The sequence below is a fragment of the Myxococcales bacterium genome (genome assembly GCA_016706225.1).
Lineage (GTDB): Bacteria > Myxococcota_A > Polyangia > Polyangiales > Polyangiaceae > JADJKB01.
This window is the reverse complement of sequence record JADJKB010000024.1, coordinates 536,182-559,072: the sequence shown is the minus strand read 5'-3', so window position 1 is coordinate 559,072 and position 22,891 is coordinate 536,182. Positions and strand designations below refer to the sequence as shown.

Annotated in this window: 19 protein-coding genes; 13 read left to right on the top strand and 6 right to left on the bottom strand. The window is 67.2% G+C overall.

Features of this window, described 5'->3' with window-relative positions:
• The first annotated feature begins 66 nt into the window (after window positions 1-66).
• The 5 genes from IPI67_38350 (at window position 67) to IPI67_38330 (ending at window position 5,025) form a co-directional block, all read left to right on the top strand.
• A complete protein-coding gene (locus tag IPI67_38350; protein MBK7586035.1) occupies window positions 67-1,605 on the top strand; it encodes a hypothetical protein in 1,539 nt (512 codons plus the stop codon).
• A 1-nt stretch (window position 1,606) separates the two neighbouring features.
• A complete protein-coding gene (locus IPI67_38345; protein MBK7586034.1) occupies window positions 1,607-2,131 on the top strand; it encodes a hypothetical protein in 525 nt (174 codons plus the stop codon).
• Window positions 2,128-2,379, top strand: coding sequence for a molybdopterin converting factor subunit 1 (gene moaD, locus IPI67_38340; protein MBK7586033.1), 252 nt, complete (start codon window positions 2,128-2,130; stop codon window positions 2,377-2,379). The genes IPI67_38345 and moaD overlap by 4 nt, the downstream gene beginning before the upstream one ends.
• A 281-nt stretch (window positions 2,380-2,660) precedes the next feature.
• Window positions 2,661-3,602 (top strand): hypothetical protein, encoded by a 942-nt coding sequence (locus IPI67_38335; protein ID MBK7586032.1) that lies wholly within the window; start codon window positions 2,661-2,663, stop codon window positions 3,600-3,602.
• Window positions 3,595-5,025, top strand: a complete 1,431-nt coding sequence (locus IPI67_38330) for an MATE family efflux transporter (GenBank protein ID MBK7586031.1) — start codon at window positions 3,595-3,597, stop codon at window positions 5,023-5,025. Before IPI67_38335 ends, IPI67_38330 begins: the two co-directional genes overlap by 8 nt.
• 16 nt (window positions 5,026-5,041) lie before the next feature.
• Here IPI67_38330 and IPI67_38325 read toward each other — a convergent pair whose 3' ends face one another.
• The gene (locus tag IPI67_38325) at window positions 5,042-6,655 is read right to left on the bottom strand and encodes a hypothetical protein (protein ID MBK7586030.1); all 1,614 of its coding nucleotides are present in this window, start codon (window positions 6,653-6,655) and stop codon (window positions 5,042-5,044) included.
• 161 nt (window positions 6,656-6,816) lie between these two features.
• Here IPI67_38325 and IPI67_38320 point away from each other — a divergent pair, with 161 nt between their 5' ends.
• Window positions 6,817-8,916, top strand: coding sequence for a protein kinase (locus IPI67_38320; GenBank protein ID MBK7586029.1), 2,100 nt, complete (start codon window positions 6,817-6,819; stop codon window positions 8,914-8,916).
• Between the two features lie 46 nt (window positions 8,917-8,962).
• Entirely contained in the window at window positions 8,963-10,075 is a 1,113-nt protein-coding gene (locus tag IPI67_38315) for a hypothetical protein (protein ID MBK7586028.1), read from the top strand.
• 299 nt (window positions 10,076-10,374) lie between these two features.
• Here IPI67_38315 and IPI67_38310 read toward each other — a convergent pair whose 3' ends face one another.
• The 4 genes from IPI67_38310 to IPI67_38295 form a co-directional block, all read right to left on the bottom strand.
• On the bottom strand, window positions 10,375-11,625 hold the full coding sequence (locus tag IPI67_38310) for a serine/threonine protein kinase (protein ID MBK7586027.1): 1,251 nt from the start codon (window positions 11,623-11,625) through the stop codon (window positions 10,375-10,377).
• A gap of 105 nt (window positions 11,626-11,730) precedes the next feature.
• A complete protein-coding gene (locus IPI67_38305; protein ID MBK7586026.1) occupies window positions 11,731-13,152 on the bottom strand; it encodes a DUF1552 domain-containing protein in 1,422 nt (473 codons plus the stop codon).
• Window positions 13,149-14,846, bottom strand: coding sequence for a DUF1592 domain-containing protein (locus IPI67_38300; protein ID MBK7586025.1), 1,698 nt, complete (start codon window positions 14,844-14,846; stop codon window positions 13,149-13,151). Before IPI67_38300 ends, IPI67_38305 begins: the two co-directional genes overlap by 4 nt.
• Before the next feature lie 239 nt (window positions 14,847-15,085).
• Window positions 15,086-16,549, bottom strand: coding sequence for an MCE family protein (locus tag IPI67_38295; protein ID MBK7586024.1), 1,464 nt, complete (start codon window positions 16,547-16,549; stop codon window positions 15,086-15,088).
• 109 nt (window positions 16,550-16,658) lie between these two features.
• On the opposite strand from IPI67_38295, the gene IPI67_38290 reads away from it, so the two are divergent.
• Entirely contained in the window at window positions 16,659-17,867 is a 1,209-nt protein-coding gene (locus tag IPI67_38290; protein MBK7586023.1) for a CAP domain-containing protein, read from the top strand.
• A 125-nt stretch (window positions 17,868-17,992) separates the two neighbouring features.
• Window positions 17,993-19,738: an OmpA family protein gene (locus IPI67_38285; GenBank protein MBK7586022.1), complete on the top strand. Its 1,746-nt coding sequence runs from the start codon at window positions 17,993-17,995 to the stop codon at window positions 19,736-19,738.
• 119 nt (window positions 19,739-19,857) lie between these two features.
• Here the strand turns inward: IPI67_38285 and rpmG are convergent, their stop codons facing one another.
• The gene (gene rpmG / locus IPI67_38280; GenBank protein ID MBK7586021.1) at window positions 19,858-20,025 is read right to left on the bottom strand and encodes a 50S ribosomal protein L33; all 168 of its coding nucleotides are present in this window, start codon (window positions 20,023-20,025) and stop codon (window positions 19,858-19,860) included.
• 186 nt (window positions 20,026-20,211) lie between these two features.
• Between rpmG and rpmH the strand changes: the two genes are divergently transcribed.
• Genes rpmH through yidC form a run of 4 tightly spaced genes read left to right on the top strand, consistent with a single transcriptional unit; the run spans window position 20,212 to window position 22,886 of the window.
• The gene (gene rpmH, locus IPI67_38275; protein ID MBK7586020.1) at window positions 20,212-20,361 is read left to right on the top strand and encodes a 50S ribosomal protein L34; all 150 of its coding nucleotides are present in this window, start codon (window positions 20,212-20,214) and stop codon (window positions 20,359-20,361) included.
• Window positions 20,361-20,771 (top strand): ribonuclease P protein component, encoded by a 411-nt coding sequence (gene rnpA / locus IPI67_38270; protein ID MBK7586019.1) that lies wholly within the window; start codon window positions 20,361-20,363, stop codon window positions 20,769-20,771. Before rpmH ends, rnpA begins: the two co-directional genes overlap by 1 nt.
• Before the next feature lie 28 nt (window positions 20,772-20,799).
• Window positions 20,800-21,252 (top strand): membrane protein insertion efficiency factor YidD, encoded by a 453-nt coding sequence (yidD, locus tag IPI67_38265; GenBank protein MBK7586018.1) that lies wholly within the window; start codon window positions 20,800-20,802, stop codon window positions 21,250-21,252.
• Window positions 21,141-22,886 carry a membrane protein insertase YidC gene (gene yidC / locus IPI67_38260; protein MBK7586017.1) on the top strand — a complete coding sequence of 582 codons (1,746 nt, stop codon included), beginning with the start codon at window positions 21,141-21,143 and terminating at the stop codon, window positions 22,884-22,886. The genes yidD and yidC overlap by 112 nt, the downstream gene beginning before the upstream one ends.
• Window positions 22,887-22,891 lie beyond the last annotated feature (5 nt).

Here is a 22,891-nt window from a genome sequence, read left to right as displayed (position 1 = left end):
GGGCCAACTGGGGCTAACATCCCGCCGAAAATGTCCTTCCTTCCTCGCCCGAGGCTGTCGCAATCGGTGCTCACCGCATGCGTCTGCCTGCTCGTCGCTCCGTGGTGTTTCGCCGGCAAGGCGGACGACAACGCCAAGAAGACTCTGCGCGAGGCGATGGAAGAGGACTACCTCGCGACGAACATGAGCACCGCGGTGGCCAAGCTGCGCAGCGCGCTCGCGGTCTGTCAGAAGAGCACTTGCAGCAAGGACACTCACGCCGCACTGCAGGGCGCCCTGGGCATCGTGTACGCCGCCGGGCTCAACGCCCACGAGGACGCCGTTGCTGCGTTCAAGAAGATGCTCGAGGCCGATCCCAAGTCGGTGCCTCAAGCTGCCTACATGACGGTCGACGTGCAGGCCGACTTCGATCGCGCGCGCGCCGAGACCAAGGGCGCGGCCAACCCGACCCCAGCGCCCCCCAGCAACGTCGCCGTTCTGAAGGAGAAACCCTGGACCGAGCAGGCGACCTACCACCCCGTGCCGGTGTTCGTGTCGGCACCCGAGGACGTGAAGGTGTCGCGCGTGGTCGTACGCTACAAGGCCCCCGGCGACTCGGACTGGCGCGAGCTTCCGATCAACAAACACAAGGCAGGGTTCGGCGGTCTGATCCCCTGCGCCGCGGTGGAGCGGCCCGGCGCGCTCGTGTACTACGTCACCGCCTTCGACTCGAACCTCGACCGCGTCGCCAGCGCCGGGTCCGCCGAAGAACCGCGCAAGGTCGAGCTCAAGGCCGCCATCAGCGGGCGCCAACCTTCGCTGCCTGGCAACGTTCCGCCGGAGGAATGCCCGCGACCCGTCCAGGGCCTTTCGTGTGAAACGAACGACGATTGCCCCGGGGACAAGGTCTGTCACGAGCTGGCGTGTGTCGATGAATCCAGCCTGGAAAAACCCAAGAGCGACGAGCCTGTGGACAACACACCGCGCAAGCACAACTGGCTCTCGCTCTCGTTTTCGCCCGACCTCACGGTCGTCACCAGCGAGAGCGACGCCTGCAGCGCGAAGGCGCAGCAGGGCGGCAAGCTCGCCTGTTTCTTCAAGGGCGACGTGCAGTACAACGGCTCACCGCTGACCGGAAATGGCAACTCGTTGAAGGGCGGCGTCGGCCTCGGCTCGATGCGTGTGCTGGTCGGTTACGAACGCCTGATCGGGACCCGTCTCACACTCGGCACGCGACTCGGGTTTGCGTTTTCGGGAACGCCCAAGCGTGCCGGTGGCAAGACCTTCTTGCCCTTGCACGCCGAGGCCCGCGGCGCCTACTGGCTGGGCAAGGATCCGTTTGCCAAGGCCGGCGTGCGCGCCTACGTGCTGTTGAACGGGGGCGTCTCGCAGGCGTCGGCCCGGCTCACGACCGAGGTCGTCGAGGACGACGGCACCGGCAATCGCTCGACCCGCAAGCTCGACGTCTACAAGACGAGCGGCCCATTCTTCGGCGGCGCCGGCCTCGGTGTGCAGTACGCCGTGTCCCCCGAGGCCGCGATGGTCATCGAGGTCGCGGGCCGAGCCATGGTGCCGGACTTTGCGCCGGTGATTGCGCCATCCCTCGGCTTCGCCTACGGCATCTGAGATGAAACTCAGCGCCGACGCCAAGCTGCCCTTCCCTCGCCCGGTGGTGTTTGCTGCCTATCGCGATCACCTCGTCGATCTGGTCGAGTTTCTGCCGAACATCCGCAGCATCGAGCAGAAGAGCCGCAAGGACGACGGCGCGGTCAGCGAGCTCTTCAACGAGTGGCACGGAGGCGGCGAGATCCCGGCTGCCGCCCGGGCCTTTCTCAGCGAGAACATGCTGTCCTGGTCGGACTACGCCACCTGGAACGAAGCCGAGTGGACCTGCAGCTGGCGCATCGAGACCCACGCCTTCACCGAGGCGGTGCACTGCACCGGCAAGAATCAGTTCATCGAGGTCGACGCTGGCACTGAGCTCCAGATCCGCGGCGACCTCGACATCGACGGGAAGAAACTCAAGGGTGTGCCGTCGCTGCTGTCCAAGACCGTGGCACGAGCGGTCGAAGATCTGCTGATCAAGAAGATCACTCCCAACCTGCTCAGCGTCAGCGACGGACTCCGCGAGTACCTCGAGCAGCAGCAATGAGCGCCGTGCGCGTGCTCTATTTCGCCGGGGTCCGCGACCTCGTCGGAGCCGCGGAAGAGGAGCTCGAGCTGCCGGAGGCCGTGCGTACCCTCGAGGCGTTCGTGCCGGTACTCGTGCGAGCCCATCCCCAGCTCGAAGGGCGACTCGTTGGCGTGCGGTTTGCTATCAACGAGACCTTTGCGGCGGCGGCAGATCCGGTCGCGGGTGGCGACGTGGTCGCGGTGATCCCGCCAGTCGCGGGGGGCTAGCCCGCGCCCGCCGGGGGCGCGGCGGCGAGGCTTCGCGCTCGCTTGCGCACTCCTTACGCTCTCCCCCCTCCCGCTGGTGGTTCCTCGTCTCCGCAAGGAGCTTGTCATGGCAAGTATTGCCCGGACGAGGCACCCGCGTCCCGGCCATCCACCGCACCTTTGGCGCGGACCACAATCCATGCGTGGACGCGATCGACATGATCCAGCTTTTTCGCCAGCGGATTGAACCCCGTCCGAACCAGAAGCAAAAATTTCCGCCCAGTCCGCTATGCTCTCGGCCCGTGCCGAACAGCTACCGGATCGGCGCCGACGAAAATGGTCTGGGCGCGCGGCTCGGTCCGCTGGTCGTGACCGCCGTGCTCGCACGCGTCGAGCCGGAGGCGGTGCGCCTGTTCACCCGCAAGCTCCCGAAGTCGATCGCCGAGCTGATCGGTGACAGCAAGGAGCGCATGAGCCACTCGGACGTGGCGCTCGGCGAGGCCTGGGCGCGCGCTCTCTCGGCCCCGAACCTCGAGACCCCCGACGCGATCTTCTCGGCGCTCTCCCTCGAAGGCGCGACGCGGCTGCGCGCTCCCTGCCCGCGCCAGGCCGAACGGCAGTGCTGGTCGGTCGAGGGCGAGTGGTTCAGCGCGGACCCGGCGCTGGTTCAGGCCGCCCTCTCAGTTCGAACCGAGCTCAGCCGGCGCGGGCTCGAGCTACTCTCGGTCAAGAGCAGCGTGGTGTGTACCGAACGCCTGAACGATGCACTCTCGCGTGGCAAGAACCGCTTCGTGACCGATCTTCACGCCATGGAAGCCCTGGTGCTCGATCACCGCGAGCGCGCCGGCGCGGATGTGCTGGCGGTGTGTGGCAAGGTCGGCGGCATGGGCGACTATTCGCGCTTCTTCGGGCCGCTCTCGGGGCGTCTGCACGCGGTCATCGAACAGCAGCGGAAGCGCAGCGCCTATCATTTTCCGAAGCTGGGCGAGCTCCAGTTCGTGCAAGACGCCGACGCACGCGATCCACTGGTCATGCTGGCGTCGCTGGTGGGCAAATGGGTGCGCGAGCTGCTCATGGCTCGCATCGGGCGCTGGTACGCGACCGCTGCCGACGACGGTGTGGCCTTGCCCAGCGGTTATCACGACCCCGTCACCGCGCGCTTCGTCGAGAGGACGGCGCTGGTGCGCGCGGCGCGGCGCGTCCCCGACACCTGCTTCGAGCGCACGAAGAGCGGTGATGGCTGACCCGAGCTCCCGCATCCGGACCGGCCCGATCCCGTTCGAGGTCGCGCGCTTCGGTGCGCCTCTCGCCTTGGGCATGGGGCTTCAGGTCACGTTCAACCTGGTCGACGCCTATCTGATCTCGCGCTTACCCCACGACGTGGCAGGGCCTGCGCTCGGCGCCATCGGCATCTGTGATCAGCTCGCCGCCCTCGGCACCATCGTGAGTTACGGACTGAGTGTAGCAACGGCGGCCATCGTCAGCCGAAAACAGGGCGCCGGCGATCCGGCCGGGGTGCGACAGACGGCGTGGCAGTCGCTCCTGTGTGTGCTCGTCCTGAGCGCGATCTTCTCGGGCCTGGGATTGTTCGGCGCGCACTGGCTGGTCGCAGATCTGGTGGGCGCGAAGGGTCAGGTCGCGGTCCTGGGGGCCGAGTACCTGAAGGTGATGCTGGCCGGCAGCTTCACCATCTTCTTGCTGCTGCACTTGACCACACTCCAACGTGCCCTCGGCAGCAGCAAGACGCCCGCCTCCCTCCTGGTGCTCGCCAACGTGCTGAACTTCGTGTTCGCAGTGTTGCTGGTCTACGGGCCCGGTGACGCTCCCCCGCTCTTCTCCTGGGGCCCGCCCGTCGCCCGAGTCCTGGGGATCCCGCGGCTCGAGCTGCTCGGCGCCGCGTGGGCGACGGTACTGGCTCGCGTGGTCGTGCTGATTCCGCTGACGTTCTCCCTGGTCCGTCGTTTCGGTCTGTTCGGCAGTGATGGCCGCGGACGACCGGACCTTGGTGCCATGCGCTCGCTCTGGCGTGTCGGCTGGCCGTCGAGCACACAGCTGGTCGTACGCATCGCGGCCATGCTGGTGATGCACTCGCTGGTTGCACGCGCTTACACCACGGCCGCCGACCAGTCGGCGACGACCGCCCTCGGCATCGTGTTCCGACTCGAGACCATGGCGTTGTTCGTCGGGCTGGGCTGGGGCAGCGCCGCGCAGACCTTCGTGGGCCAGAACCTGGGTGCAAAGAGCCCCGAGCGCGCCAAGGCGAGCGGCTGGTACGCCGCCCTGTACAACGCGGCCATGATGGCGCTCCTGGCCATCGCGTACCGGGTGTGGGGCGGGGATATCGTGGGGTTCTTCGACCGGGATCAGCAGGTGATCGACCTCGGCGTGAGCTACGTCGGCACCGTGGGTCCGAGCTACATCGGGCTCGGCATCGGCATCGTGCTCGGCGCGGCGATCCAGGGCGCCGGCGCGACGAAGCTGACACTCAGCCTCGACAGCCTCGTGGTGTTCGGCTTCCAGTTGCCGGTGGCGTGGCTCGTCGTGTTCGGCTGGGCTCAACCGCTCGAACGACTGTGGGTGGTAGTGGCGGCGACCTACGCGGCCTTCGCACTGGTGTACATCGTGGCCTACCGGCGCGGGGCCTTCCTGAAGACCGCCGTGTCCTGAGCCGCGAACCGTCAGCTCACTTGCCGTGCCCCGGGCCAGTGATTTGCTTCCAGGCGTCCTCGGCGCTCCAGTCGCTCTTGACGTGGGGCGGGTGGTGGCACTCCGTGGCGCACAGCGACTTCGAGGGGGTGCGCGTGATCAGGCTCTTGTCGGCCGGCGAATCGGCGTGCCGCGAGCTCGGTCCGTGACAGACCTCGCAGCCGATGTTCTCGAGCCCGGCGACGTGGGTCACCGTCGAGCCGCCCGGCTTGTCGTAGCCGGTGACGTGACAGCTGACGCAGTCCAAGTTGAACTGTTTGTCGTCCACCTCGAGCGTTCGGTAGGCCTTCGCGTGCCGCGTGGTCAGCCAGAACTTGTGCTCTTCGCCGTGACACGAGACACACTTGGCGGTGCCGATGTATCCCGATTTGCCCTCGGGCACCGGCGGCGGTAGGCGATCGGCGAAGGCCGTCTTGTTGTGTTCGTTGACCCGTTTGTAATAGGCCTTCATGCGCGTCGCGACGGCAACCTCGACGCCCGCCGCCTCGCTCACGCGCTCGAGCTCGTAGCGGAAGAAGCTGCCTTCGGCCGGTACCTCCGGCGGCTTCTGCTCGGCCAGCTGCTTGGCGAGGCTCTCTCGGTCCTTGCGCCGAGCCGCGAGATCTTCGGGCAAGACGCCGCTGCCCGGTTTCTCGGCCTCGCCGATGCGCCGCTCCAGCTCTTCGAGCCGACGCTTGAGCGCGTCCTTCTTCTCCGTCTCCGCCAGGCCTGAACCATCCTTGAAGCGCACGTCGTCGCCGCGCACGAACAGATCGACGATGGCGACACTCTGCAGATGATTCGGCGTCTGCACGACCAGAGTGTCCCCGACCAGCGTCGGCGGGACGGGGCCGTCGTTTGCCTCACCGCGGTCGACCCCCTTGCCGACGATCACCAGCGAGAAGCCACCGACACCGTCCACCAGCCGCATCGCGTCACCGCGGGGCATGGCGAGCAGCGCGATTCGAATGCGCGCGCCCTCGGCGTCGAAGGTCTTCTTCGCGGCCTCGAGCGCCGCGCGTGCATCTTTGACCTCCAAGCCCGCCGGCGCCGCGCCAGACTGAAGCGGCAACGACAAACCGACGACGCCCACCTTGTGGCCCTGGGCATCGACCACCTTCACACTCGTAGCACCCGCGCTCGCACCGCCAAGATTCGCACCCAGCATCGCCGCGCCAGACCTGCGCTTCAGGCGCTCGAGCTCTTGGACGCCGGCGGCCCAATCGTTTGCGCCCGGCGCCCAGGCCACCAGGCCCATGTCCTTGAGTGAGTCGGCGATGGCCTCCGCTTTCCAAAGCACCTGGGTCCGCGAGTCTTTTTCGATCACGGGATCCAGAAACAGCGTCGGGCCAGCGGCCAGCAGCAGCGTCGCCGCCGCGCCATCCCGACGAGCCTTCACCAGCTGCGCCGCGTGGTCGATGCCGCCGAGCATGTCCTTCACACACCCGCAGGGCTCGAGGGCGCCCGCCATGCTCGTCACCACGAAGATCCTCAACGTTGGAGTCTTCGGCGGACCCGCTGGCGCGGCCGGTGCCCGTTTGCAGCTCACGGCCACGGCACAAGCAACGGCCGCGGCCGCAAGCAAGACGAGGACTCCCCGGAGGCGAGGCATGGCCCGATCTCTAGCGCAGAATCGCCACGAATTCAGGCCATCGAGCCTCGGGCCACAGCAGTGGATACGGATGTGGCGAGGCGAAGGGGCGCGACTGCCGCTGCCGAGGTATGCACCAGACTAGCGGGAGCGGCCATGGACGCGACATAATGCCCGGCGAGATGAGCGGGCAAGGCGACGCCAAGGAGCACGCCACTCCGTTTGGCCCCTTCGTTCTCGAACGACGCCTGGCCGTCGGCGGGAGCGCCGAGGTGTTCCTCGCGCGTCCCAAGACGGGGCTCATGCCCGCGCCGAAGCTGGTCGTGAAGCGGCTCCTGGCCGGCAAGAATGAGAGCCAGTTCGACGTGCTCGATCACGAAGCCGAGCTGAATCGCGCCGTCTCTCACCCGAACGTCGTGACGGTGTTCGGCGCCGGCATGGTCGGTCAGGAGCCATACCTGGCAATGGAGTACGTCGAGGGCGTCGATCTGTATCGCTTGCTCCGACACCTCGAGACCGAACAGCTGCGCTTACCCCTCGGTGTCGCCATCTACATCACGCGGCGGCTCACCGCCGCGCTCGCGGCCATTCACTCTGCGTGCAACTCCGAGGGTGTACCCCTCGCCATCGTCCACCGAGACGTCACACCGTCCAACGTCTATCTCTCGGTCGACGGTGTGGTCAAACTCGGCGACTTCGGCATCGCGCGCGTGAGTGAGGCGATCAAACCCGCGACGATGGACGGTGGGCTGAAGGGAAAATTCGGCTACCTTGCGCCAGAACAAATTGCCGGCGAGCCGTTCGACCATCGCGCGGACCTGTTTGCGCTGACGGCAATCCTCGGGGAGATGTTGCTGGGTGAGCGCGTCTTCCCCGGCAGTGGTCAGCTGGCGGTGTTGCTCGCGATCCGCGACGCCAACATCGAGCCGCTTCGCAGTCGCTCCGCGCTGATGCCCCCGGGGCTCTTTGCCATCTTCGAGCGAGCCCTCGCGCGGGCGCCGAGCGATCGCTTCGCAACGGCGGCCGAGCTCGGCGCGGCGCTCGAACCGTTCGAGCTGCCCGCAGGCGACAAACTTGCGATTGATCTGGCCGCGGTGGTGCGCGAGGCCGGCGATTCGAAGAAGATCGCGCGCCAGATCAAGGACAGTGTGGACCGCATGCGCGCGGTCGCCGAGCGCGGGCCAGCGGAGCCCGCCATGCCCGAGTCGGTTCCGCCGGTGCCGGTCTCCCGGCAACCCAGAGCCCCATTGCCGGCCGGACTCGCCGCTACCGGGCGCGCGGCGCCAGCCGGCACTGCGGCTCGGCCAGCGCGAACCGTGGAGGTCTCCCGAGTGCGCCGCACCGACGGCCGAGTGCTCGAGAACCTGAGCCTGCCGCGTTTGCTGGAGCTCGTCGCCACAGGTGAGCTCATGGGTGACGACGAGGTCGCCTTCGGAGACGGCGCCTTCGGCAAGATCCGCGAACACGCAGAGCTGGCGCGCCACCTGCTGCCCTCGACTACTCAGACCACGCGAGACCTGCACGCCCCCGGCGCGCCAGACTACCGTTCACTGCTCGGCGACACTCCGATGATCGACGTGCTCGCGCAGATGCGGCGCGAGCGCGAGAGCGGCGCGTTGTTCGTCGAACGAGCGGATCGAACCGGAGCGCCGCAGCGCAAGGAGCTCTACCTGAGGAGCGGGCGCCTGCATCACGTCGCGTCGACGGATCGCAGCGAGCTCCTGGGTGAGTACCTGGTGCGCCGGCACGCCCTGACGCGCGAGCAGCTGGACACCGCGCTCGCCTCGCTGAGTGAGTTCGGCGGACGTCTGGGTGACACCGTAGTGGGGCTCGGCTACGTGCAGGCCGTCGACATCTTTCGCGCCATCCGCGACCAGGGCCGCGACCGCGTCGCTGCGCTGTGTGGCTGGACCCGGGGTTCGGCGGTCTTCTATCGCGGCACGGAGCCGGGACACGTCGAGTTCCCTCTCGATCTCGATCTGGCCAGCCCGATGATGGCCGGCGCCATCGTGCAGACCAATGGCGAACCGCGGGCCCTCTTACCCGACGGCGACACGCCGCTCGCCCCCGGTCCCCGGCACTACGCCGCGTTCGACCCGGCCGAAGTGGGCACCGTGCCCATCTCGCTGCGCCGGGTGCCGGAGCTCGCGGCGAACCGCGTCAGCGTCTCGGTGGCCATCACGGAGCTCACGACGCCCCGCCCCTCCGCCCGAAAGGTCGGCGAGAAAGAGGCCCAGGCCGCCTTGGTCGCCGCGAAACATCTCGGCTGGGTCGATTTCTGAGGGCGACGGGAACCTCTCAGCGCGCCTGTCGTGAAACCTCGAAGCGATGATGGCGGTGATGGCGACGACTGAGCCCGGAGCGCGAGCCACGCCCGGGCGCGAGCTCGATGCCGTGACCCTCGAGCGGGCGCGCGCCGGCGACCCACTGGCGTTCCGCGCCTTCGTGGTCCGCTACGAGCGGCCGGTCTTTGCGCTTCTCTCGCGGCTCTTGGGGCGCGGCCGCGAGGTGGAAGATCTGGCTCAAGAGACGTTCCTGCGAGCCTTCCGCGCTTTACCCCGCTTCGATCCGGCGGGCCCGGCCCGCCCATCGACCTGGTTGCTCACGATCGCCACGCGACTGGCGCTGGACGCAAAGAAGAAGAAACAGCCCGCACCAACCCCCCCACCCCCCCGGCCGCGCCTGAATCGGAGCCGGACCGCCCAAGAGCTTGCCCCCCCCCCCCCCCCCCCCCCCCCCCCCCCCCCCCCCCCCCCCCCCCGCCCCCCCCCCCCGCGCCGCCGCCCCCCCCCCCCCCCCCCCCCGGCCCCCCCCCCCCCCCCCCCCCGCCCCGGGCCCCGCCGGGGTGGAACCCGGGGCTCGTTCGTCGTGAAACCCGGCGACGCGCGCTCGGAACCGCACCCAGAACCCCCAAAGCCCCCGCGAGCCAGCCTCCCGGCGAAGGGGACCCGAGCCCCGGCCCAACGCCAGAGCAAGCGCTGGCAGCGCAGAAGAGAGCGCCCCGACGCCTGGCGGCGGCCAACGAAAATCTGGCGGAGGACATCGCCGTCCTCAATCGCAAGCTCAAGAGCCTCGAGAAGGAGCGGTCCAAGCTCGAAGGGCAGCTGTCGAACGCCGAACGAGAGCTGGCGCGTCAGACCGATGGCGGCGCCGCCCGGGGCCGGAACGAGTTCGACCTGGATCAAAAGGACTGGGCCGAGCTCGCGAAGGACGGAACCATCAAGTATCGCCACCCCTGTTTCAAGCCCGACGGCTGGAAACCGGATCCCGAGCGGCTCGAGGAGCTGGGCCTGTCGCCAGACGACGTGGAGCCGATCAGCGCGGCCTACAAGCACTCGTACGAGCGGGTCTGGAAGACCATTCGCCCGCTCTGCGCAAAGGCGGTCGGCAACGCCGACGTCGTCGACGCGCTCGGACCGGATACCTGCACGCACGTGGTGATGGACGCCCTGCGCAAGCAGGAGAGCTCTGGCGTGAGTGAGGCCATGCGCCAGGTCACCGAGGTGCGCGCTGGGCTCAGGCCGGCGCCCGCCTCCGGCAAAGATCAACACCCCGTGTTCGAGCTGTTCTGGGCACTGACCGGCGAGCTCGGTGCGTTCGAGGGCGAGCTGGCCCAGAGCTTCGGGCCGGAAGAGGCCAAACGGCTCGCCTACTCCAAGGCAATCTGCGCCGGTCACAGCACGTTCGGCGGGCCCGGTCCGCGCGAACCGTCGAAGTGAGCCGCTCCCGCAGCGGCGCGATCAGCTCGACGGTTTCTTGGGGGTGACCGCGGCGAACGCCGGCGCCCCCGGCTCCGTGGTCTTCTCCTGTTCGGAGTCGACGAGCATTCCGGGCGTCACGAGCTCGCGATCCGTCGAGGCCACACTGTCGCTGGGTCTTCCGAGCGCAGGCCCGCTGCGCACGGCCAGCTCGGTCTTGGCGAAATCCAGGGGTGTTTCGACCACGACGACCGGCTCCTCGAACTGCACGTCGATGGAAACAGCGTCCTCGTCGGGTGGCGCCGGCTGCGCCGAGAGCAGCGTTGCGCTCATCAAGGCGTCGCCGGGCCGCGGCTCACGTTTGCCCGGCTCGGCCCACGAGGGTTTCGCGCTGACGGCATCGGAGCTGACGGGCCCGCGAACGAGCGCCTGATAGGCCGCGCGCGTCTCGCGCTGCATCAGCCGCGCGGTCTGGTGACGTTTCTCTTTTTCGAACGCGAGCGCCACGTCGACGAGCTCGATGACGGAGGGTGGCAGTCCCGGCCACACCTCTTTGATCTCGGGCGCGGATTCGCTCGCCGCCGCCGCCCGTCGCTCGGCGCTGCTGTCGCCCGTGTGCACGGAGCGCGCGGTGAGCGCCGTGAACAAGAGCGCGCCCACGGACCAGATGTCCGCACGCCAGTCCACTGGAGCTTCTCCTCGGGCTTGCTCGGGCGCGCTGAAGCTAGAACTACCGAACGGGCCCTCGTCTTCGGCCAGGGCGGCCCCCAGCGCCTCGCGGCGCATGCGCGCAACACCGAAATCGAGCAACTTGATCGGTCCAGCGCTGGTCAAGAAGACGTTCGCGGGCTTGATGTCGCCGTGACTGATGCCCTTCTCGTGGGCCGCGACCAGCACGTCGAGCACCTGGTCTGCAACGTAGAGCGCCTCCTCCGGAGGCAGCGGGCCCTTCTGTGCGAGGCGCTGCTCGAGGCTCACACCCTTCAGCAACTCCAGCACCAGGAACGGCGCCCCGTCCTCCGCCGTGTCGTCATCGAGGATGGTGGCGGCGCCCGGGTGTTCGACGGCGTTGGCCACGTAGCCTTCGCGCAGGAACCGCTGGCACAGATCGGGATCCTCGGCGAGGTCGGAATGCAACACCTTCAGGGCCACACGCCGGCCGTTCTTGTGGCTCCCGCTGTAGAGCGCAGCAATGCCCCCGAAATCGAGCAGACCATCGACGTTGTATCGCTGCTTGAGGACGGTGCCGATGCGCGCCTTCAGGCTCTCGCGATTCACGACGATGGCAGACATGGCGGCGGCTGATCGGAGTCCTCGAGTCGGCCGTCTGTCAAGGTGAAAGCGGGCGAGACCACCCCGGTGTCTGTCGACTCACCCAGCCGCGGCCGTGAGCCGACCTCACGCCAGCAGCTCCGTCAGCACCCCGCGCGGCAGGCTCGGATCGCCGAAATCGTCGATCGGGCTGCCGTCGCTCTGCTTCAGTCCCGCAGCGCTGCCCAGGGTGCCGAGCATGCGCGCGATGTTGACCTCGCTCTTGTCCGTGAGCTCGAGCGACAGGCCCTGCTTCAAGAAGCCGTTGGCGCTGCCGGCTAGCACGAAGGGCACGTTCTTCGCGCCGTGCGGCGGCCCGCTCGAGTTGTCGTTGTGCCAAACCGCGACGCCGTGCTGCAAGAGCTGCTTGCCGCTCGGCATGACGTAGGCGCTCAGCTTGTCCAGCAGGTACTTGAACATGCGAGCGAAGTGCCGGTCGACGTGGCTGTGCAGCAGGTCCGACCCTGCGATCACCGAACCGCTCGAGTCGTGCGACTTACGACGATGCGAAATGTAGTGGTAGTTGTCGGCCATCAGCGCGCCAGTGTCGGGGTTCGGATAGCGCGTGCTTCCGTCGTTACCGCTGCCCACCTGAATCGCCACCGAGCGGGTGTAACCGCAGGCGATGGCGAGCGCGGCCACGTCCATGTGCAGCTTGGTCGTCGCGATCACGACGTCGCCGTCGGAGCTGTCGTAGCCAGCGGACTTGCCCTCGAGCAAGAGCTCCTGATCGGCGGCCATGCGACACGTCAGCGCGATCTCCAGGTCACGCACACTGTCGAAGTGCAGCTGCAAGCGCTGTTTGTCGCTGGTCGACAGCTCGGGACGGGCCATCAAGCTCTGCAGCTGCCCGCGCACCAGGTCGTTGACGCTCTTCTGGCGACCGACGACCTTGGCGCGTGCCTCGGGGGAGATCGAGGCGTCCCCGCCGATGATGGTCTGGTAGGCGGCCCAGGGATTGTGGAGCGCCGAGCGACGGGTACCCGAGCCGCGATACGAGATGCAGGGCCCTCCGAGCCAGCCGCCGCTCTTGCCTGCGTACAGGAACAACGAGTCCCTGCCGCCCGGGTTCAGCTCACGCCCAATGCGGTGATCGATGCTCTCACCGTCGGCCTCCGAGTCCCCGGCGGCCCCGGCGACCGTGGGTCCGCGGGCGGTCAGGCCCTGCAGCGCGCCGCGCGCGTGGCCGTCACCGAAGTTGTAGTCCTTCATGTTGACGCCGCGGACGACCAGCAGCCGATCCAGGTACGGGCCGAGCTCGTCGATGGCGCGCCCCGAGACGTTGTCCGCGCTGAGCGCGCCGACCGATTTTGGCCAGAACCGCTCCGGCTCGTCGCCGACCTCACTCTTCAGCGCGGTCGCGACCCCGTTGGCCTGTCGCAAGAAGATGGCAAACGGCTGCACCTCGTCGGCGGCCTTTGCCTCGCTGACCCCGAACGACTCGAGGAACGGCAGCCCCAGAGCCACACCGCCGAGTCCCTTCAGCACCAACCGGCGAGAGATCTTCATTTGAGTTGCTCCTTGGCGCGATTCAAAAATCCCCGGCTCACGACCAGCTTGGCGATCACGTCCTTGATGCCGGCCCCGCCTCGGCTCAGCTCGCCGATCTCCGAGATGGTCTTTGCGTCGGCCTCGACGCTCTTGCGCCCGAACGTGTACTCGAGCCAGTGCTCCGCGTAGCAGCGATGCGCGGCCGGGCTGGCCGCCAGTTTTTCGGCCAGCTCGACCGCGCCCGTGACCGCTGTCGGTGTGTCATCGAGCAAGGGGGATGCCGTTGCATCCACCGGCTGCCCGTTGTCGTCGTCGCGCCACGCCCCGACGGCGTCGTAGTTCTCGAACGGGAACCCAAAGGGATTGATGTGCTCCGTGTGGCAGTTGGCGCAGACCGAACCAGGAGTCTCGGTGTGAGCTTGCACGTTTTCGCGGTTGGTCTTGCCAGAGGCGGCCGGCAGGGGCGGGACGTTGCCCGGCGGCGCGGAGATATCGATGCAGGCGATGCGCCGCGCCAGGTACGCCCCCCGGTGAATGGGATCGGGGTCGGCGGCCGTGGCGTTGGCCGCCAGAAATCCCACCTGCGTGAAGATCCCCCGGCGTTTCTTGGCATCGAGCTGGACCTTCTCGAAGCCCGTGCCGAACGAACCCGTGAGCCCGTAGACGAACGCCAGATCCGCGTTCACGAACGTGGTCGTCGACGTGAGCAGCTCCCTGAAGCCGCCGCCGCTCTCGAATTGGTCTCGCACGAACAGCTCGTTCTCCATCAGCGCCGACGCTCCGAGGGTCGGTGAGACTTCCGGGAACAGCGAAGTGAACGGCTTGATGCTCTCCATCTTGCTGCCGTCGAACAAGGCGTGATGAAACAGAGTGACGACCTTTTCGGCGCGCGGGTCGTCGAGCAGGCGGCGCGCTTCGGCCTCGACACCGGAGGCCGTCGCGAGCTTGCCCGCGCTGGCAGCGGCAAGCAGCGCTGCGTCCGGCATCGAGTTGATCAGCGTGTACGAGAGCCGCGACGCCAGCTCGTAGCCGTCGAGCGGGATCGCGTCCCCCACGACCTTCTTGCTGGCCTCGATGCGATACAGGAACAGCGGTGACTGCAGGACGGCCTGCAACAGCAATCGGACTCCCGCCTCGAAGGGTGCAACACCGGCGTAGAGCGACGGCGCACTCTGGAACAGCTCCAGCAGCTCGTCCTTCTCCGCCTGCGTCAGCGGCCGTCGGTAGGCACGCATGCCCAGGTCGGCGATCAGGCTGCGAGCGCGCGCGTCTGCGTCCCCGGTGTCGGGCGGCAAGAGCTTCTGAAACGCCACCGAGTCGCCGACCAGCCGCTCGATCACGGCGTCCGTGGCGCGCTGATACGCGGACCAGAGCGCCTGATCCACGCTCAGGGAGCCGGCGTCGTTGTCGAACAGGAAACCGGCGGTCTTCGGGTCCTTGGGGAACTCCGTGAACAGTGGCTCGGGGCTGGTGATGCCCAGCAGATCCCGCACGCTGTTCTCCCACTGGGTGTGGGTCAGCCGAGCGAGCCGGGGCGTCGCCACCAGGCCGGCCTTGGTGCTCCCGTTGCTGGCACCCGAGCCAAAGCCGCCAAAGCCGTCCTGCGCGCCGGGCTCCGAGATTTCCCCCGTACAGCCGGCAAACAGCGCCACGCCAAGCGCGGCAATCAGCGAGAAACCTGGCCTTCTGCTCGGATACCTTCGCTTCGTCATGGGTAGCCTCCGGAGTCAGAGTCCGGACCGACGCAAGTCGGCCCAGCTTTACGTACAGTACCGGTGGGGCACACACACTGTCATCCAGGAACCGACGTCGGCCATGTCGCTTTCCGGGCTGAACGCAAAGTTCCGCAGCACCGCGGAGCGCATGCGCGCTCGCATGCGGACGAGCCGTTCACGGCGCGCAGAGCTCGCGAGTGCGCTCGCATGCGCTCGCGTGTACTCGCGCGGACTCGTCAGGGAGTCGGCGCAAACGGCAGGATCGTCTTCAGATCCTCGTCGTTGAACTTGAGCTGCAGACCAATGAAGTAGTCGCGGCGGTCCGGGCTCAAGATGTCGTCCATGCCGGCGAGCAGCCACAGCCGTGACACGAACTCGTAGCCGAGTGAGACACGCCAGCGCGGGAGCACGACCTCACCGAAGCCGAACAGGTCCTGTCGCACTTCGAAGCGATCGTCGAACAGCAGCGTGTCGAGGCCCACACCACCGGTGGACTCCTTGATGCCAAAGCGCCCGACGAACGGCCCCATGCGCTGGGCAAACTGCAGTGAGAAACGGAACGAGTTCGTGGTGACCGTGCGCACCTCTCGATAGTGCGGCGGATCGTTCGGGTTGGTCGTGTCGACGTCGATCTGCTCGAAGCGCGTGAGCCCGCGCGGGTCGTTGACCACCTCGATCGAGTAGTACTTGTCCTCGCGGGGCTGCAGTCGGAGCTCGACGTAGCTCTTCACTGTGCTGGCCAGGAACTGATAGTCCGTACGCAGCGCGACGATGGTCTGCAGGCGGTTGATCCCGCCGACGAACTCGCCGACCCCTTCGGCGACGCCCTCGACCTCGTTGATGAGCTTCTCGTCCTTGCTCAGCCGACCGAGTGTGCCTTCACCCCGCTCGAGCCGCCCCGTGACCTTCTCCATGTTGGAGAGGGTCTTTTCCAGGCTCATGCTGGCGCGGTTGACCCGCTCGATGACCTGCCGGACTTCTCCCGGCGAGGTCTGACCTTCTTCGCCCTTCTGCAGCAGCTCGCGCACCTCTTTGGTGGCAACCCGCACATTTTCCAGGATGCGGTCGACCTCCGGCTCACCCTTCTGGGTGATGCGCTGCACGTTGCTCAGGATGCTCTTGATGGCGCCGCGGTTCTCTCGCACCGTCTGGTTCAGCGCGTCGGTGACCTCCGCCAGGTTCTGCAGCGTGCTCTTGAGGTTCTCCTCGCCCTTCTTGGTGCCGATGGAGCCCGCCAGGCTGTCCGCGACCTTCTTCACCTGAACGGTGATGTCGGCCACGTTCTTCAAGATCTGGTCCGTCGTCGCGGCCTCGGTCACGGCGTTGATGCGATCGCCGTTCTGCAGCTGAGGTTTGCCCTCGGTGCCCGGTGCGACGGCGAGGAAGTATTCACCCAGCAGGCTCGAGCTCACCTTGGCGACGGCGGCATCCTCGTACAGCGGAACGTCGGCCCGGATGCGGATGTCGATGCGAGCTTTCCCGTCCTGAAGCCGAATGCTCTCGACCTGGCCGATGGGGATTCCGGCGACCTTCACCTGAGAGTTCTTCGGCACGCCCGTGGCGTCGCTGAGGAGCGCCCACACGACATAGCCACCCGACCCAGCCGTCTGTTTGCTGACGAAGCGATAGATGAACAGGCCCGCGACCACGGTTGCGATCGCGAACACCCCAACTTTCGCAGCTGTGGAAAACCGGTTCATGAGGGCCCGGGCACCCGGGAGCCTATCAGGGGGGGGCGGAGCGGTCGACTTCACGGCAGTTTTCGCAGGGTTCCGCCGCCTCGCCACGACCTTCGCTAGGCTCGTCACCGTGCGCTCGGTCCCACTCGTTCTGCTCGCCGGTCTCGGGTGCTGCGCGCCGGCGGACCCGCCTCTGCCTCCGGCCCGAAGCCCGGTCGCTGCGACGCCGGATGCGGCGGCGCCGGGCGCCGACGCCGGTGAGGGGGGCTGGCAGGGGGCCACTCGCTCACCGGAGGCGAGCCAGACCCAGGGGCTGGCCCGGGCGCTGGTGCGCCTGTGCGCCCGCGGCGACGGCGCGCTCGATCGGGTCGCCGCGAGCTTGGCCGCGCGGCAGGCACCGAGCGACGCCGTACTCGACCCCGCGGAGCTCGGCTTCGAGCTGCGTCGCGCCGGCTCGCCCCACGTGTGGCCCCGCTCGTGGTCTTACGCGGGTCAGACTCTGAACGCCGAGGACACCCTCGCTCGGGCCAAGCGCTGGCTCGGTACGTTTCGCGAGGGCGGCCAGCGCACGTGTGGTGCGTTCCACGCGAAGACCAAGGACCAAGAGTCCGCGACCTTGGTGGCGGTCGACGCGCTCGCCGATCTGGATGCCCTGCCCTCGAGTGCGCGCGCCGGACAGTGGCTCGACATCACGGCGCACATGCTCGTGCCGGTCCAGGACGCGAAGGTGCTGGTGCTCGGGCCTCGCGGCACACCACGCTCCATTCCGACTTCGCTCGACTCGAACGTGATCCGCGCGCGTTTCGCGCCGAACGGCCCCGGCACTTGGTTGGTGCAGGTCCTGGCCGACGTGGAGCGAGGGCCACGCCCGGTGCTCGAGGCCTTGATTCACGCCGATCAGCCGCCGCCTTCAGCGTTTCACGGCAGCGCGGCCCCGGGTGAGAGCGCCGGAAGCGGGATGGCTGATGGCGCCAGCGCGCTGTTTGCCATGGTGAACCAGGCGCGCAGCAGCGAGGGAGCTGGCGTGCTTCAGCGCAACGCCGAGCTCGATCGCGCGGCTCTCGTTCAAGCCGAAGCGATGCGAGACTCCGGCACACTCGGGCACGATGTTGGTAAGGGAACGGTGAAGGACCGCCTCGAGGCGCTGGGGCTGACGCCGCTCGCGTTCGGCGAGAACGTGGCGCGGGCGGCGACCCCGGAACGTGCACACCGCGCCATATGGGCAAGCCCGTCACACCGCGGGAACCTGCTCGAACGCCGCTACGACTCGGTGGGCATCGCCGCCGTGGACGGGCCCGGCGGTGTGTGGGTCACCGAGGTGTTCGCCGAGCTACGCTGACGCGGAAACCAGAACCGTCCGGCCTCGCGTCCGCAGTGTCCAATCGAGCCGCCGCCCCGCGGCATGGCCCATTTCGAGGCATTCGGGCTTTCAATGCCAGGGCCCTCGGAGTAGCTTCCGGCCGGGTGCGCATGCTCGATTTCGTCCATAAGCTCGATGTTCTTGGCTCCCGGCTCGGCCGCGTAGCACTGGCTCTCGCGGCGGGGCTCTGCCTGCTCACTAACGGAAAGCCGGCGGCTGCCCAGACCAACACTTGGTACCTCGACCGCGCGCAGATCTCGGGCGCACCGGACGACGGCTTCATGGTGTGGCGACCGTACATGGCCGAGCGCTCTCGTTTCTACGGGATGATGGCCCTCGGGTACACGCTGAACCCCCTCAGAGACACCGCCGTCACGAGTGATGGCAATACTCAGGAACGCATCCAGAACCCCGTCGCGGGTCAGATCATCGACTACCTGAGCGTGGGCATGGAGCTCGCGAGCCGCGCCAGCTTCAACGTCGCGCTCCCCATCGCCTTCTACCAGTTCACCGGACAAGATCCCCAGTCGCGCGGTGTGAGCAGCGACGGCCTGGCCGTGAAGAAGGTCAGCATCCACGATCTTCGCATCGACACCCGCGTCAAGGCCTACGAGTCCAACAATCACAAGTTCCGCTTCGGTCTCGGTGGTGCGCTGTGGGCCCCGACCGGCGACCCGAACTCGTTCACCAGTGATACCAAGACGACTGGCTGGATCTTCGCCAACAGCGAGTACGACGCCGGGAAATTCTTGATCGCGGGCCACATCGGTCCCCACTTCCGGCCCGATCGTTCGATCGGCGGCCCGAACGGTGATCTGTTCCTCGGCAGTGAGCTCCGCTTTGCGGGTGGCGTGTACGTCCCCATGCGCAGCGGGCGTGTGCGCCTGGGCGGTGAAATCTTCGGCACGACCGGGTTGTTCAACAAAGCCGGCGGACCGGAGAGCACCTTCTTCAGCGGGCACAACACCTCGCTAGAGTGGATGGCTCAGGGTCGTTTTGGCCTCGGCGAGAAGCAGAAGACCTGGGCCATGATGGGCGCCGGCACTCGCTTCTCAGGCGGCTACGGCGCGCCGGACCTGCGCGTCCTCGTGTCGATTGGGCACTACCTGAACATCGGCGATTTCGACCCGAAATCTCCCGACAAGAAGGTCAAGGTTCGCCCCGATGTGGACGACTACGCCGCCGATCGCGACAAGGACGGCTACCCGGACGACATCGACAAGTGCCCGGACGTACCGGAAGACGGCAAGCCGCCGGATCCGTCCGACGGCTGCCCGGCGGGTTCGGATCGCGACAACGACGGCATTCCGGATGCCGCCGACGCCTGCCCGGACAACCCCGAGGACAAGGACGGAATTCAGGACGCCGACGGCTGTCCCGAGGACGACGCGGATAACGACAAGATCCCCGACGTGGAGGATCGCTGTCCGCTCGAGCCCGGTCTGAAGAACAAGAACCCGGAGAAGAACGGCTGCCCCGGCCTCACCAAGGTGACCGAGGATGGCGAGGTCGCGCTGCTCGAGCCGATCCAGTTCGAGACCGGCAAGGCCGTGATCAAGGCAGTCAGCTTCCCGATCTTGGACGAGGTCGTCGCGCTGATGCAGGCGCGGCCCGCGCTGAACATCGGCGTCTACGGCCACACGGACGACGTCGGTGCCGACGCGATGAACATGAAGCTCAGCAAAGATCGCGCGGCCAGCTGCATGCGCTATCTCACCGGCAAGGGCATCAAGGCCTCGCGCCTGTCGAGCGAAGGGTTTGGTGAGACCAAGCCGCTCGTGCCGAACGACAGCAAAGAGAGCCGCGCCAAGAACCGGCGGGTCGAGTTCAAGATCCTGAGCGGCGAGTAGCAACGGGCTCGCAGTCCGGAAAACGGGGCCCGCACTCGGGGCCCCCCTCGCTCCATCTTCGGGCGCGTCGGAGGACGCGCCCGGCCGGAGCTACGCTCGAGTCGTGAAGATGCCCAGACTCACTTGCTGTGAGGCGGCATCTTCGCTTCTTTGAACGGAACGTGTTTCCGCGCCACCGGATCGTACTTCTTCAGCTCCAGCTTGGTGGTCTGGGTCCGCTTGTTCTTGGTGGTGTAATACGTGAAGCCGGTGCCGGCCGAAGACACGAGACGGATGTTGTCGCGCATGGGGGCGTGCGAGTATCACTCGGCGCGGGGCGAGGCAAGTCCCTGCGCGAAAGTGCAGGGGTTTCGGGCCGGCGTTCGCCGCAGCGCTTGACTCGAACGGTTCCGCGTGGCTGACTCCCGGCCCCTCGACGCGCCGGGCTCGGCAAAGGCGATTTGGCCTTGCTCCCCGGCAGAGCGGGTAACGTCATGAAGCGCACATTCCAGCCCAGCAACACCAGCCGCGCCCGCACTCACGGGTTTCGTAAGCGCAACAGCACCAAGGGTGGAAAAGACGTGCTGAAGAGCCGCCGCCGCAAGGGGCGGTGGCGCCTCGCCGTCGCCACCTACAAGAAGTAGTGCTCTGCCCGAGCGGTCGGTTTCCGCCCGCACAGCGCATTCGCAAGCGGGCCGAGTACCAGGACATTCAACGCTCGGCCCGGCGTGTATCAACGCCGTGTTTCGTGCTCTTGGTGTATGCACGCGCAGGCTCCGACGGCGCGCGCCTCGGTATCGTGGCCTCGCGCAAGGTCGGCAACGCCGTGGCGAGAAATCGCGCCAAACGCCTGGTCCGCGAGGCATTTCGCACGAAGCGTGAGCTGTTCGACGCGGACATCGACGTGATCGTGATCGTCAAGCGAGCGCCGGCGGAGCTGGGCCTGGCCGACGTCGTGCTCGAGTGGGAAAAGGCCAGCGCGAGCATCCGGGGCCGCAGCGCCGACGCACGCTCCGACCGGGAGCGCCGCGCAGCGCGGCAGGCCTTACCCTGAGCCGGCAAAAGGCGCAGACTCCGACGCCATGGTCGCCCGGTTCCTGATCCTGCTGATCCGGCTGTACCAGCGGCTTCTGTCGCCGTTCCTGGGCAACGTGTGCCGTTTTCACCCGTCTTGCTCCCGCTATGGCCTGCGCTGCATCGAGCTCCACGGGGCGCTAAAGGGCAGCTGGCTGACGATCCGGCGCCTTTCCCGTTGCCATCCGTTTCATCCGGGTGGATACGATCCGCCGCCACTCCCGGAGGGCCACCCCGATGCGGAACCCCCTCCGCCGAGCCCCCCGGAAGCGGCACCGAGAGCGGGCGCGATCGAGCGACCGACTCCGCCTGAACTCACGAAGACCTCTCCTCGACTCTCGAGCAAGACATGGAACGAAGCGGAATCGTGCGGTGGCTCTTCATCGGGCTCACCGTGCTCTTGGCGGTCACCTTTTTGCCGAAGCTCCTCGGCGAAAAATCCGCCGAGCATCAGCCGCTGAAGTTCGATGGCACCGCGGTCCCGGCCGAGCGCAAGCCCGAGCAGCTGTGTGATCTCTGGGGTGAGCGGTTTCACGCGCAGATCAGCACCCAGGGTGCCTCGCTCAAACACTTCTATCTCGGGACCGCCAAGTACCAGCCCAAGGGCAAGGCGATCGATCTCTCGACCACGCCCGACGTGGAGCTGCGCCGCCAGCTGCGTTTCCACTTCAGGAACGAGCGCTTCCAACCGGCGGACGACTGGCAGATCGACTTCGACGAGGTCGACTACGAGCTGGTCAAAGCCGAGCCCAAGAGCTGCGAGTTCGTCTACCGCGACGCCAAGGTCGAGGTGCGCCGGGTCGTGCGAGCCACGGGCCGCCCGTACGAGCTCGAGGCGGAAGCGACACTCACCAATCTCTCCGACAAGAAGCTGAAACACGCCCTCACGGTGCACTCGGACGCCTGGCGCACCACCCACGAAGTGGAGGGTGGCATGTTCCGGGTCAGCCCGTTCTTGACCCACGTCGAGTGCATATCCGACGGCAACAAGGCCACCCGCCTGCGCCCTCCAGATTTCGAACCGGATCAGTTCAAGGGCGAGGCATTCAGCGGCCCGCTGAACGCGGGGGATTGGTCCGAGATCAAACAAGCGCCGGCGTATGCCGCGGTCTCGAACGCGTATTTTTCCCACGCCATTGCGCCGCTGACGGCGCCAGGGGGAGCAAAACCCACCTGCCAGCTGCAGATCGAGGACCGCTGGGACAGCGCCCACTTCAAGTCGAAGAGCGCCGACAAGGCCGGCGGCTCGATGTACCGGGCACGGCTGGCGTACCCCGTGGTCGAGCTCGAACCGAAGGAGAGCGCCAGCTACTCGGTGCTCAGCTACATCGGCCCGAAAGAGCGCGATCTCCTGGCCGGCGTGGGCGGGGAAAAACACGATTTCACCGAGCTGATCGATCTGGGTTTCTTCAGCGTCATCGCCAAGGTGCTGGTCGGGTTCCTGCTCAAGGTGCACTCGGTGCTCCCGAACTGGGGTCTCGCGATCATCATCCTGACAATCACCGCGCGCGTGCTCTTGTTCCCGCTGGCCGTGCCCAGCATCAAGAGCATGATCAAGATGCGCGAGCTCAAGCCGGAGCTCGACGCGATCACGGAGAAGTTCAAGGACGACGCGCAAGCCAAGGGCTTGGCTCAGATGGAGCTGTGGCGGAAGCACAACGTGAATCCGCTGAAGGGCTGTCTGCCTCAGCTCGCCAGCATGCCCGTCTGGTTCGCGCTCTACACGACGCTGCAGACCGCGGTCGAGCTGTACAACATCCCCTTCCTTTGGTTCCCAGACCTGTCTCAACCGGATCGGTTCTTCATCCTGCCGTTCATCATCGGAGCGACCAACTTCGCTCAGCAGAAGATCATGCCCATGCAGGGTGATCCGATGCAGCAGAAGATGATGCTGTATTTCATGCCGGCAATGTTCACCGTGTTCATGCTGTTCTTACCCGCCGGGTTGGGCGTCTACATGTTCACGAACGGGCTCTTGACCATCGCCCAGCAGCAGGTGGTCGAGCGGTACGTGCGTCGTCAGACCGAGAAGAGCGAAGCGGAAAAAAAAAGCCGTGAAATCGGCGTGAAGATCAAGGAGGGGGCGAGCAGCTGAGCCCG